The 12,963-nt window shown below is 61.4% G+C and carries 10 protein-coding genes and 1 pseudogene; 3 read left to right on the plus strand and 8 right to left on the minus strand.

Features of this window, described 5'->3' with window-relative positions; translation table 11 throughout:
* Positions 1-193 precede the first annotated feature (193 nt).
* Positions 194-1,723, plus strand: a complete 1,530-nt coding sequence (gene istA / locus AC07U4_RS23050) for an IS21 family transposase (RefSeq protein WP_495197285.1) — start codon at positions 194-196, stop codon at positions 1,721-1,723.
* Positions 1,720-2,151 carry an ATP-binding protein gene (locus tag AC07U4_RS23055; protein WP_495197286.1) on the plus strand — a complete coding sequence of 144 codons (432 nt, stop codon included), beginning with the start codon at positions 1,720-1,722 and terminating at the stop codon, positions 2,149-2,151. The genes istA (AC07U4_RS23050) and AC07U4_RS23055 overlap by 4 nt, the downstream gene beginning before the upstream one ends.
* A 53-nt stretch (positions 2,152-2,204) precedes the next feature.
* Here AC07U4_RS23055 and istB (AC07U4_RS23060) read toward each other — a convergent pair whose 3' ends face one another.
* Together istB (AC07U4_RS23060) and istA (AC07U4_RS23065) are read right to left on the minus strand one after the other, a co-directional pair.
* A complete protein-coding gene (gene istB / locus AC07U4_RS23060) occupies positions 2,205-2,933 on the minus strand; it encodes an IS21-like element helper ATPase IstB (RefSeq protein WP_495197287.1) in 729 nt (242 codons plus the stop codon).
* Positions 2,920-4,431 carry an IS21 family transposase gene (gene istA, locus AC07U4_RS23065; protein ID WP_495197288.1) on the minus strand — a complete coding sequence of 504 codons (1,512 nt, stop codon included), beginning with the start codon at positions 4,429-4,431 and terminating at the stop codon, positions 2,920-2,922. Before istA (AC07U4_RS23065) ends, istB (AC07U4_RS23060) begins: the two co-directional genes overlap by 14 nt.
* A gap of 117 nt (positions 4,432-4,548) precedes the next feature.
* On the opposite strand from istA (AC07U4_RS23065), the pseudogene istB (AC07U4_RS23070) reads away from it, so the two are divergent.
* A pseudogene (gene istB, locus AC07U4_RS23070) lies at positions 4,549-5,046 on the plus strand (IS21-like element helper ATPase IstB); the annotation flags it as partial.
* A 532-nt stretch (positions 5,047-5,578) separates the two neighbouring features.
* On the opposite strand, the gene AC07U4_RS23075 reads toward istB (AC07U4_RS23070), so the two are convergent.
* The 6 genes from AC07U4_RS23075 to AC07U4_RS23100 all read right to left on the minus strand — a co-directional run bounded on the left by AC07U4_RS23075 (position 5,579) and on the right by AC07U4_RS23100 (position 12,611).
* On the minus strand, positions 5,579-6,409 hold the full coding sequence (locus tag AC07U4_RS23075; RefSeq protein ID WP_495197289.1) for a glycosyltransferase: 831 nt from the start codon (positions 6,407-6,409) through the stop codon (positions 5,579-5,581).
* Positions 6,410-6,547: 138 nt separating this feature from the next.
* The gene (locus tag AC07U4_RS23080) at positions 6,548-7,795 is read right to left on the minus strand and encodes a serine hydrolase domain-containing protein (RefSeq protein WP_495197290.1); all 1,248 of its coding nucleotides are present in this window, start codon (positions 7,793-7,795) and stop codon (positions 6,548-6,550) included.
* Positions 7,796-7,913: 118 nt separating this feature from the next.
* Positions 7,914-10,040, minus strand: a complete 2,127-nt coding sequence (locus AC07U4_RS23085) for a peptidase domain-containing ABC transporter (protein WP_495197291.1) — start codon at positions 10,038-10,040, stop codon at positions 7,914-7,916.
* Complete coding sequence (locus AC07U4_RS23090; RefSeq protein ID WP_495197292.1) at positions 10,040-11,203, minus strand: HlyD family secretion protein; 1,164 nt, start codon at positions 11,201-11,203, stop codon at positions 10,040-10,042. Before AC07U4_RS23090 ends, AC07U4_RS23085 begins: the two co-directional genes overlap by 1 nt.
* Positions 11,204-11,701: 498 nt before the next feature.
* On the minus strand, positions 11,702-12,037 hold the full coding sequence (locus AC07U4_RS23095; protein WP_495197293.1) for a hypothetical protein: 336 nt from the start codon (positions 12,035-12,037) through the stop codon (positions 11,702-11,704).
* 169 nt (positions 12,038-12,206) lie between these two features.
* On the minus strand, positions 12,207-12,611 hold the full coding sequence (locus AC07U4_RS23100) for a hypothetical protein (protein WP_495197294.1): 405 nt from the start codon (positions 12,609-12,611) through the stop codon (positions 12,207-12,209).
* Positions 12,612-12,963 lie beyond the last annotated feature (352 nt).

Below are 12,963 nucleotides of genomic sequence, written 5' to 3' on the forward strand. Positions count from 1 at the left end.
CCGGGAGCGTGAGCACAACGCCCCGTTTTACCCAGCGACAATTACGATGAGCGCTTGAGCGTCAATTAGGATGAGCGGTTGGGGAGTCTGCTTCCGGGAGGGCGTAGCCCGAGCGGAAGCAGACCCCCCAACCGCTTCGGCTTTACCTGCGGGTCGGACCCAGCGCGTTTCGCCTCTGCGAGGGGGCGGGACGATGCCGGGCAGACACATCAACGACCAGCAAGTGAGGCTCTACATGACTGCTCGCCTGACCCGCCCGCAAACCACCGCTGCCGCCATGGCCGGCATCTCCGTCGCGACCGGCCACCGCATCGAGCGTGCCCCTCGACCACCGTCGGCGCATAAGAAGGCGCGCCATTATCGCACCCGCATCGACCCACTGGAAGGGCTGTGGGACCAAACCGTCGTTCCCATGCTCGAAGCGGCGCCCGGCCTGCGGCCGATAACGGTGCTGGGCGAGCTGGACCGCCGTCATCCCGACCGGATCACCCCCGCCATCCGGCGCACGCTGGAGCGGCGCATGCGTGCATGGAAGGCGCTAAATGGTCCGGAGAAGGAGGTCATGTTTCCCCAGACGCACAGCCCGGGTCGGATGGGGCTGTCCGACTTCACCGATATGGCTGAGCTTGGCGTTCACGTCGCGGGCGTCCCGCTCGCCCACCGGCTCTACCATTTCGCGCTGGTGTATTCGGGCTTCGAGCACGCCGAGGTCGTGCTCGGCGGAGAAAGCTATACCGCGCTGGCGACCGGGCTCTCGCGGTCGCTGACCATCCTGGGAGGCGCGCCGCACGAGCATCGCTCCGACAGCCTGTCGGCCGCGTTCCGCAACCTGTGTGCCGACGACGTGGAAGACCTCACCCGCCGGTTCGCCGCACTGGCGGCGCATTACGGCATGGTGCCGACCCGCAACAACCGCGGCGTCGCGCATGAGAACGGCTCCATCGAGAGCCGGCACGGCCATGTAAAGAGCCGTATTGAGCAGGCGCTCTTGCTGCGCGGCTCGACGGACTTTGCCACTCTCGACGACTATCGCACCTTCGTGAGCGGCGTCATCGCCGACCACAACAAGCGGCACGCCGACGAGATCGAGATCGAGCGGGCGCACCTGCGGCCGCTGCCGCCTGCATCACCGGCAACGTGGGACCAAGCCAGCGTGCGGGTCACCAGCTCGTCCGGCTTCTCGTTCCGCCACGCCTTCTACACCGTGCCCTCGCGCCTCATCGGGCATCGCCTGCATCTGCGCGTCCATGACGAGCGCATCGAGGCGTTCCTGGGTGCAGCACTGGTGGTGACGCTGCCGCGCGGTCGGGCGCCGTCGAAGAAGGCGGGGCGCACCACCACGCACGTCGTCGACTATCGACACGTCATCGCCTCGCTGCGCGCCAAACCAGGCGCGCTCGCCGGGCTCAGCTATCGCGACGCGCTCTGGCCCCGACCGGCATATCGGCGAGCATGGGAGGCGCTCAGCGCAGTCAGGTCCGCGCGGGACGCGGGTCGGACCATGGTCGGCCTGCTCGCACTCGCTCACGACCAGGGCGTCGAAGCCGATCTCGCCCGCGCGCTCGACGTCATCCTCGATGACGGCGAGCTCCCCGACCTTGCCGATCTGTGCGGCCGCTTCATGCCCGCCAGCGCAAGCGTCCCGTCCGTCCATGTCGAAATGCCCGGAGCCGACAGCTACGACCGGCTGCTGACGGCGACCAGCATGGAGATGGCGGCGTGACCCTCACCACCGACACCGCCCGCCTGCCGCTGCTCCTCACCGAGTTGCGTCTGCCAACCGTCGCCAGGCTGTGGACCAGCATCGGCGACACCGCCGATACCGAGGGCTGGCCCGCCGCACGGACGCTCGCCACGCTCCTCGAGCACGAGGTCGCCGAGCGTGCCAACCGGCGCACCGCGCGTCATTTGGCCGACGCACGTCTGCCCCCGGGCAAGACCATCGACACCTTCGATTTCGCCGCCATGCCGATGGTCAGCCTCGCCCGGATCAATGCGCTGGCCGCCGGCGATAGCTGGCTCGACACCGGTGTCAATCGGCGTCCAAAAAGGACCCCCTATCGGCGTCCAAAAGGGACCCCCTTCGTCGAGCAGTGTGACGGGTATGGTGGGCGCGCCGTTCGCGCTGGTTGCGTCGTAGGGCGGGCGTAGCCCGACCGAAGGCGCAACCAGCGCGAAGCGTCTTCTGCCGGTGGCCCCGGGCGTCAGCTGCGATGCTTGAAGCGCCAGCTGTCGTTGCCGGTCTCGACGATGTCGCAATGGTGGGTAATGCGGTCGAGTAGCGCGGTGGTCATCTTGGGGTCGCCGAAGACGGTGGGCCACTCGCCAAAGGCCAGGTTCGTCGTGACGATGATAGAGGTGCGTTCGTAGAGCTTGCTCACCAGATGGAAGAGCAGTTGACCGCCTGAGCGGGCGAAGGGCAGATAGCCGAGCTCGTCCAGCACCACGACATCGAGGCGGGAGAGCTGTTTTGCGAGCGCGCCGGCTTTGCCTAGGCGGTTCTCCTCCTCGAGCCGGTTCACCAGATCGACCGTGTTGAAATAGTGCCCGCGGGCGCCCTCCCGCACGACATTGGCTGTAATGGCGCTAGCGAGATGCGTCTTGCCGGTGCCCGTTCCACCGACCAGCACGACGTTGCGCTGGCCCGCCAGGAACGAGCCGCTGTGTAGCGAGCGTACGAGCCCCTCGTTGATGGGCGTGCCGTCGAAGACGAAGGCATCGAGGTCCTTCACCGCCGGCAATCTGGCCGCCGACATCCGGTAGCGGACCGACGCTGCATGGCGGTGGGTTGCCTCGGCACGCAGCAGGTCGGTCAGGATTTCCATCGTCGTACGCTTGCGTTGCAGGCCGGTGGTCACCGCTTCGTCGAAGGCGCCGGCCATGCCCTTGAGGCCAAGCCCCGCCATCGCCGTCATCATCTCATGCCGCTGCATGGAGGCCCCGCAGGCTGTCGTAGCGACCGCAGTCGGCACGCGGCGGATGGCGAAGCGCCAGGTCTTTGGGCGTGACGATGGGCAACGGTCGTGGCGGTTCTCGCCTGCGGGCCAGGATGTTGAGGATGACGTCGTCGCTGGTGACGCCGACCAGCAGCGCCTCGCGCACGGCTGCTTCCACCGCCTCCAGCCCGTCGTCGAGCACGGCCGCCAGCACCCGCACGAACCGCCGGTCGGCATCGTCGCCGGCGCCCAGCTTGCGCCGCAGTCGTGACAGCGCAGGCGGCAGCTCCCAGCCCTGGAACGGCGCACCGTTGCGCAGGGCGCCCGGCTTGGTCACCAGCACCGGTAGATAGTGCCACGGGTCGTAGATGGTCCGGTCACGACCGAAGAACCGGGGATGGTCGGCAACGACCTCACCGTCGCAGCGCACGACGATGCGGTCGGCATAGGCACGCACCTGGACCGCGCGCCGCACCGCTTTGGCCATGACCGAGTAGCGGTTACGGTCGAAGTTTATCAGGCACGTGCCGCTTACCGCGTGCTCGCTCTCGTGAAACCCGTCGAAGGGCGCAATGACGGGCTGAAGCACGCTGCGCTCGACAGCCCATGCCTGGGCAACCGTCAGTTCCTTCTGCTCGGGATGCTGGTGCAGCTCCGCCCAGCGTCGACATTCCGCCTCCAGCCAGCCGTTCAGCTCCTCCATGCTGGCAAAGCGCAGGCGTGGCTGGAAGAACCGGCCGCGTGCAGTCTGCACCTGGTTCTCGACCTGACCCTTCTCCCAGCCGGCTGCCGGCGAGCATGCCGTCGGCTCGACCATGTAGTGGCTGGCCATGACCAGGAACCGCCGGTTGAAGACCCGCTCCTTGCCGGTGAACACGCTCGTCACCGCGGTCTTCATGTTGTCGTAGATGCCGCGTGTCGGCACGCCCCCGAAGAAGGCGAACGCCTGCGCATGCGCGTCGAACAGCATCTCCTGCGTCTCGCGGGGATAGGCTCGCACAAACATCGTTCGTGACGCGCATAGCCGCACATGCGCGACCTTCACCCGCATCGGCTTGCCCGCGATCTCGACGTCCTCGTGGCTCCAGTCGAACTGATAGGCCTCGCCCGGCCGGAACAGCAGCGGGATGAACGCCGGCGCATCCATCACGTCGCGACGCCGAACCTGCCGCCAGCGCGCTGCATAGCGGCGCACCGCGTCGTACGAGCCGTCAAACCCCTCACGCAGCAGCAGATCGTGGATGCGCGTGAGCCGCAGCTTCTCGCGCCGCGGCCGCGCCTCGTCCTCCTCCAGCAACGCGTCCAGTCGCGCCTGGAACGGCCCCAGCTTGGGCAGCGGCTGAACCTCGCGCCGGTAGCCCATGTCCGCCTCCGGCGACCGGATCGCCTTGCGCACTACTTTGCGAGACAGATGCAGGTCTCGCATGATTGCCTTGATGGCTTTCCCCGCCGCGTGTTCGCGCCGGATCCTCAACACCGTCTCCAATACCAACATCCCGATCTCGCCGCCTGACACACCGCCAAGCGTGCAGCCTAGACCACCGGGATGAGGGGTCCTTTTTCGACGCCGATCACCCCGCTACCGGGGTCCCTTTTCCACGCCGATCCACACGACACCGGCACCAACATCCTCCTGTTCGGCCCGCCAGGTGTCGGCAAAACGCACATGAGCGCCGCACTCGGCCATGCGCTGGTCGAAGCCGGCCACCGCGTCCTGTTCGCCCGCACCACCGACCTCGTCCAGCAACTCCAGACCGCCCGCCAGGAACTGCGCCTGGCTGCCGCCATCGAAAAGCTCGACAAGTACCGGCTGCTCATCCTCGACGACCTCTCCTACGTCAGGAAAAGCCAGGCGGAGACGTCTGTCCTCTTCGAGCTGATCAGCGCCCGCTACGAACGCCGCTCCATCCTCATCACCGCCAACCAGCCGTTCGGTGCCTGGGACGACATTTTCCCCGACCCCGCCATGACCGTCGCAGCCATCGACCGCCTCGTCCATCACGCCATCATTCTCGAGATGAACACCGCCAGCTACCGGCGCAAAACCGCCCAGGCCCGCGTCACCGACTTCACCACCAACGAAACTGTCCCAGCTCCACCTTCCAATTGACGCAGCCCGTCAATTAGCCGACCAAGCCATGCCCGCAGGCGCTCATCCTAATTGACGCGCTCCGCTGATCGTAATTGTCGCGCCATACCGTTTGCAAGCAGCGCCGGATGATGGCGAGCACACTGGCAGATAATTCGCGCAGAATGCTCCCCGCCAGTGGCAGATAACGTGAGCAGGAAATCAGGCTGTTTGCGAGCAGACGCCGATATGATTGCAAGCGCCTACAGGTAATCCTCGGTATATAAAGGGGCAGGTTCATCCGACGCCCGTTCCTAGAGAGAGGCCAGACCCAGTGACGGATGCGGGTAGTCCGGAACGAGCCCGAGGATGGTAGCGCGATCAATCATAAACGGGGGTCATTTCGCCCTTAGCCGGAACCGATCCCGTTTGGCCCCTTACCAGCGGGCGACGGTGTGCAGTCGGATTTGCGCGGCGAGGCCGCCTCGTTGCACAATGATTCTCACCGTTCACGTTCAACATGCGATCATTTGTGACGCGAAAATTGTCCGATGCAGCCGTGCAGCGTAAATCTCTACGTCGCTTCGTAGATGTTCCGCCACACCGAGCCCATGATAGCCCGTTCGATGGGTATGCTATGCTTGCGCGCGAAGTAACGGTAATTCCCAAGTGCAGACCTTTTCATCTCCTCAGGCGCGAACTCATGTGGGAGGTGCGCCGCCCTGGCCGATCTTACGAGCTTTAGGGTCAAGCCGAACTGCTGGAGGCGATAGGCCAATTCGACGTCTTCCCCGCCCCAGCTACGAAAATTCTCGTCGAAGCCGCCAACAGTTCGCAACATCGCAGTCGGTGCGGAGACGTTGCAGGTCCAAAACAACATCCATGGTGCGGGCAAGGACAAGAGATCGTCGTCGCATGAACGGTAGATGGCCTCTCGCGCGTCGATCCCGTGGAAGCTGTCAGCCTCGAAGGGGGATGACCGCACAAAGGGGCCTGCGGGGCTGTCGATGAGGCCCGAGTGAATGCCATGGACATACCCGATCGCGGCCGAGCGCCGGTCCCCTTCATAGGAGGCAAGATGGCGTTCCAAACAGTTGGGGTGCGCAATCACTCCTGAGTCGATGAAGACGATAAGCGGCGAACAGGCGGCCCCAATCCCCAGATTGCGTGCCGCTGCAACGCGGAAACCCTGATCTTCCTGCCAGAGATACCGGACATGAAGATCATCGGCGAACGCGCAAACGGTTTCGTCGCTGCCGTCATTGGAGCCGTCATCGACCACGACGACCTCGAAATCGGCCCGGGAAAGCGTTTGTGCCATCAGGTATGTGAGTGTCTGCGCCAAGAGGATACGCCGGTTGAACGTGGGCACAACCACCGTACATCGGTATCGTTCAGATGCCATGCGGGCCTGATCCTGCCTGAAAGTACAAGACAGTGAACGCTTATTGCCGCACCCGGTCAAGCTGGCCGTTTGCGCGACAGAGACGAGGCGGAAGCAGCAGACCTGGTCAACGTCGTGCAGGCGACGGATCGGCCATGGCTATGCCCCAGGCGGATTGGTTCGAACAAAGGCATGGGGTCCGAACATCAGGCAAGGAGAACTGGTAGCCGGATGTGGGAAGAACTCCATACCGAGCATCCACCATTTCTTTGATCCCAATATTCCCCCATCGGCATCGATCGAACCTTGCTGGACGTTCAACGGCACGCCGTTCTTGGTGATCGTGCATCGAAGCTCCCCTTCGTGCATCGCCACCTCGGCCGCGAGTCCATCTGAGCCGGCATAGAGCCCTGCAATCGTGTCGCGCTTCACTTCGTGGATCGCGCCGATGAAAGCAGCATTCTCCGCCTCTTCAGCGCGAAGACCGTGCGCATCCGTGATCCGCCTAGCTAGGCGGTTGCGTCGGAACTCCGTTCCGGCGGTGGACAAGGCCAGGATGAACTCGGATTCCAGATCGAACCGTATGGTGACGCAGTAGTCGTGGGTGCGACCATTCTGCCCCCACAATCCATCGGCAAATCCGGCAAAACCCCAACTGAACGCGGATGGGAAAAAAGGGGAAACGGATCGTGCGCTGCGGTACACAGCCACGCTGTCGCGAGGGAGCGCTTGTGTCAGGCGACCCGTCGCCCATGGCCCAGTTGACGTCCGCAGGTGCTCGACCACCGCGAGCAGGTCGCCCAACGTCATCGTCAGAGGGTGGTAATCATAGGAAGTGTAGCCGGCGGTGACAGGAACTCCCGCCGGCTCCAGGATGCGTAGTCGGACTTCCTCATGGGGCGTGCGACCGGTGACGCGCCGGATCAAACCCGTGAGAACGCCGTCTTCCGCTCCGCCGTAGCTGACCACCCTTCCCGCTGGAAACTGGGGGGGGCTGGCGTGGAGGAAAGCGGTGAAGCTCGACCAATCGCGCCAAATTGCCTGAGCTTGGTTACCGGTCGGCAGAAAGTATCCGGCGGAATGGCTCAGGAGGTCGCGTACACGCATGTGAGCACCCGGGCTTCCGGGCTGTAGACCCAGTTCGGAAAGGTAATTTCCGACCATGCCGTCGGGATCGATTACGCCTTCTTCGGCAAGGCTGTAGGCTACCAAACCGTATAGCATGCCCTGAACGCACCCCATATGGTAGCGACGCACCGCATCCTCTTCGTGGAAGAGGCCGGGCGGGTGGCTTGCCGCCACGTCACCATTGGCGGTCCTGACTATCACGTCAAATCCGCCGGTCGTGGCCGAGGTTCCTGTGCCACAGAGGCGCGCTAACGTCGATTGGTCGATCCCGGCGGTCATCGCGTTCCACTTCCAATTTTCAACGCAGCTCAACGGTAGAGCATCGTTCGCGCGAGGAGAGAAAGTCATGGGCCTGATATATGGCGATCGTAAAATTTCTTTCGCCGGCGTATGCGTGCTAGCCCCCCGATTGCAGCTCCTGCGAGAGCTTTCCATTGCGCAGAATAAGGATGCGGTCGGCCATTCTGATCGTCTCCTGCCGATGGGCTATAATAATGCGGGTTATGCCCATTTTAGCGATGGCGGCATTGATGGCCCGCTCATGTCCCGAGTCGAGCTGAGCGGTACCCTCGTCCATAACGAGCAGCTTCGGCCTACGGTAAAGCGCCCTTGCCAACAGTAGACGTTGCTTCTGTCCGCCTGAGATGGTCGACCCCATGTCGCCGACAAGAGTTTCGTATTTCATCGGCATCTGCACGATCTCGTCGTGGATCGATGCGGTGGTCGCGGCCGCGACGACGCGCTCGAGGTCCATCGGCTCGTCGTACAGCGCGATGTTTTCAGCAAAGCTACCGGCGAACAGGTTGTCTTCCTGCAGAACCGACGCTACCTGCCGGTGATAGCTGCGGCGGCCAAAGGTCGACAGGGGTTGGCCGTCGATGAGTACCTCTCCTCTGCTCGGCTCAACTAACCCCAAAATCAATTTAATAAGGGTGGTCTTGCCACCTCCTGAAGGGCCTGTGATGGCGACATGCTCGCCTGGCGAGATCAAAAGGTTGACGTTCTCGATAATGATCGGATCGGTCGGGCCATAGCGATAGATAACGCCCCGCAGCTCGACCTGCCCCCGAAGGTCGCTTTCAATGTCCTGATTGTCGCCGAAACTTGCATCCTCGTCGGCTAAAGCGATGTCCGACAGCCTTTCGAGGTGAAGCCCTAACATGCGAAGTGCGATGGTCTGGTCGATCAGCGACGCCGTCTTGGTGAGGAACTGCTGCTTGTAGGCAATGTAGGCGAACACCATGCCGACGCTGAAGCCGCTCCCGGAGATCACAAACCTGATCGCGAGCCAGATCGTCAGTACTGTTTCGAGGCCGAAGATCAGGCTGTTGCTGCTTGACTGCCAGACGCCAATCCGAGAGACGCGCAGCTGCGCATTTACCGCATCAGCCAAGCGCGTCACCCAGTACGCATGACGTGATGTCTCGTGCCCAAACAAACGCAGTGTGGTTATGCCGCGCAGCGTCTCAATCATTGTGGTCTGCTCCTTGCCGTGCGCCACAATGGAGGCTTCGTTGGCTTCGCGCTCCAGAGAGAACGTCACCGCACGCACGACCGCGTAGATCAGGAATGCGGCAACCGCGATAAGCGCTAGAGCGGAACTATACCAAAACATCAAAACAAGCGTGAGCAGCGCCATCACGCCGTCGATGACGCCAGCAGCGGCACCCTGCGTCAGCAACGTCTGGATCGGTGCCACCGACTGGAAGCGTGATAGCACGTCCCCGGTGTGCCGTTTCTCGTACCAATCGACTGGCAAGCGAAACAGCCGCCGGGCCACGCTGGCGGAGATACCAAACCCGAGGGACGCGCCGGCCACGAGCAACACAAAGGACCTCAGGATGCCTGCCGCCACGTTGATCAAGGTGAACAGGCCGAAACCGACCGCGAGCACGGTGAGAAGGTCCAAGTCGAGCGAGGGCAGCGCGTCGTCAATCGCGATCTGCATGTAATAAGGCGACGCCAGTACGAATGCCTGCAGGATTAAGCTAAGGACGAGTATCTGGACGAGTGCCCGCTTCAACCCGGTAGTGCCCTGCCGCATCTGCGCAAGGGTCAGCCGTTCGCGATGGCGGCCCCGCTCGAATGAACTCGATGGACGCAGCTCCAGTGCCACCCCAGTAAAATGGTGCGAAATTTCCCCAATCGGCATCCAGCTTGAACGGCCGTCCGGATTGTGGATCAGCGCCCGACCACGCTTCACGCGCTCCACGACTACGTAATGGTTCAGATCCCAATGCAGGATCGCCGGGAGATGAAGGCTGCCGAGCTGGTCGAGCGGCAGCTTGACCGCGCGGGCGGTGAGCCCGATGCGGTCGGCCATCAACATCAACGCACGCAGGGGTGCGCCCCGCAGGGACAGCGCGAACCGACGTCGCAACACGCCGAGGTCGACATCGAGTCCGTGGTAGCCTGCGATCATGGTAAGGGCGGCAAGGCCGCATTCGGCCACCTCCGTTTGCCGAATGAGCTTGATCCGCGCCCGCGAGATAAGGCCGAGATCCAGCACTGATGCTTGGATCATCAACGACGACTAACGGCGAACAGCGGATCAAACAACCACCGCAGCAGCGACTGGCGTTGCGTTACAATCCTCGCCGAGAGGGTCATGCCGGGCACGAGAGGCTCCTTGTGTCCATAGGCCGTCACGCTGGTCGCCTCCAGTTCGACCAGCACGGGATACAAGGGTACGGCGACCCCGCTGACACCGGGCTGGGTGACGGGGCTGCTTGCCACCGCCGATACATGGCCCCGCACGGTTCCAAACCGCTGAAAGGGAAAGGCGTCGATCGCTAGCCGAACCTCCTGCTGTGGTTTGACGAACCCGATTGCGGCGCTAGGCACCGCGAGTTCGGCGCGGAGGCGGGAAGATGCGGGGACGACCGTCATCAAGGGAACTTGGGTGGTGGCGGGCTGTCCGACCCTGGCAGTCAATGCTGTGATCCGCCCGCTGACCGGCGCCACGATCGCGTAGGCCCGGTTACCGCGCGCCGCTGCCGCCTGCTGCGCGATCTGCGCGCGCGAGCTTTCCAAGGCGGCAATTTGCGCACCAGACTGAAAACGGGACTGCTCAGCTGCTCGCTTGATTTCCGCCAGCTGCGATCTCTTCGCGGCGAGCATCTGGCTGAGCTGGGCCATTGCCTGCTCACGCCCCACAACCGCGTCCTGCCGAGCTTCCAGATCACGCTGACTAATGAAACCGCGTGCCGCGATCAGCTCAGCTTGGTCGTACGCACGCCTCGCATTTGCGATAAGGACCTGTTGGGAGGCAATCTGCGCCCCGATTTGAGCGACCTCTGCTTCCAAGCCAGCGCGCTGCGCGCTGAATTGCTGCTGCCCCGCCGCTGCCGACAGTTCGGACGCCCTCAGCTGTGCAAGAACGGTTGTGTCCTGTCGACCGATCGCCTGTTCAATTTGTTGACCAACAGATCCACCAACGATTGTACCTTCCTCCATTCGAATGAAGGCGACTGGCTGTCCTGCCTGTACATTCTGGCCCTCGAGAACTGCTATTCCCGCGACTACACCCATCCGCTGTGGAATGATCGGCACGACACCGGCGGTAGGTACTACTACGCCGGCCGAGATTTCGACGCGGGCGTAGTTCGCTGTCGCCGCAAAGCAGATCGCTGTAACCAGTGCAAAAAAAAGCAAGAAGCCTATCGTTTGCCATGAAGCAGGCACCATTACAGTCACTTCGCCGAATAGCCGTTCTGATCGCGAGATCGCGACCTCAGAACGGAAAAGTGATGCTGATGATGACTGCACGCGCACTCCCACGCAATGATTAGCAGAGAAGGGTCGGCCATATCAATGCAGTTTATGTTTTTTAGGCTTATAGTTGACGAAGTTAGCGGGTCATCGGTTTTTGATCCGCAGAGACTGCCTCGTCAAATAGCTATAAAGCCGGCTTTCTCGGTAAGCGCTCTGCACGCCGAAGACGTCGAGCCCTTTGTCTAGGGAGTATGCCCTGCTTTATACTCATCGAATAGCTAAAATATTCTTGGCCACGGCTTTCAACTGTGTCGAGCATTCTTAGGAATACAAATGACCCCAATGCTCGATAAACCTTTCGAATCGCTGCTACGCAGCCAACATGCCTGCGGGCAATTGCCAATAGTCCTCGCCAACAGGTATTATTTTCCCGACATCAACAGAGCCCAGCTACAAGGCGTTCGCCACGGTTTATGGTTTAGGGGGTAAAGCTATTCCCAGCACAAAGATGTGAATGCACTGCAACAATATCGCCGTTACTAACGTTAATGGTATTGCCAAGGCGGCGAGTTGTTCTTGCCCGGGATGAGGGGATGCACTATTAGCGACCAACCCCAATGCCACTGACACTAGTGTCGCAAGTAAAGGCATAAATGCCAACGCTAGCTTCCGTGGCGCGCCCCAAGTTGCTTTGCCAGATACACCCCATTGCATGGGCAGCCGGTCATAGTCCTTAAAACGATTGTTCGCCCACAGGGCGATCAATATCATCACTGCAATTTCTATTGCGGCAAAAAAGGTCGTCACTGACGCGCTCCCAAATTAGGATAATTAACTAAGAAGCGGTCTGCTGAAAACGCTTGGCCGCTATATACTAGCTTTTAAGGTCCCTTGGAAATGCAATCGTGGCATGGCGTAATTCTTATTACGCCTATGCCGCCAGCCGTTTCATACGTATTCTGATTGAAGCAAACGCTCAAGACGATACGTAGACGTAAACGGAAGCAAATGAATTGACGCTGACGAATGTGTTCGCAGCGACGAAGACATACACGCCGAGCGCTACTGCTGCCGCCACGACAACTGCAGCCCCAAGAACCGGCACAGCGGCAACCCCGCCCACAACGTAGTCAATTTCGTGCTCTGCCATCTCAACAATTGAATTGTCGTTGTCAGGCTTAACAAAACGCAACGAGCTTTTCGACAGCTTTAAACTATCGAAATATGACTGCCAATCCGAAGGGGATATGGCCAGATTCTTACGATTGCTCAGATCCACCAGAGCGTTCAGACCGAAGGTGCCTTCGAGCTCCTTTTTGATCGCAGTCCAGTTGCCCTCGATGGAATTTTCATAAGCGCAAATAGCGGTATTCTGCGTCATAATTCCCTCCTAAACTGCCACATGCATCGGTAGCGAGTTTCAGAAGCAAACATAGCAGATCGTCTGCCTGAGTCATGAGAACCCGCATTGGCAATTGTAGTCAAAGGCCTTCGGCCACTCAAGAAAAAAGATTTGCCTTTCCGCCGCGCATTAGGTCGAGTCGTTTACGCTCATGCAGGCGTAAGGGGTGCCTATCGAAATAATCGGTTGGCCGTTCGCAATAGTATGGAATCGTTGCAGAACACGGGCCTGCAGCTGGGTGTTTGATCCCACGGTTTGATGGTGCGATCCTTTCGTTGGAATGGAAGGAAGCCGCATGGGACAAGTTCGTCATGGGTGCGCCACGACCACG

The organism is Sphingomonas sp. GW821-FHT02B09 (assembly GCF_059421875.1).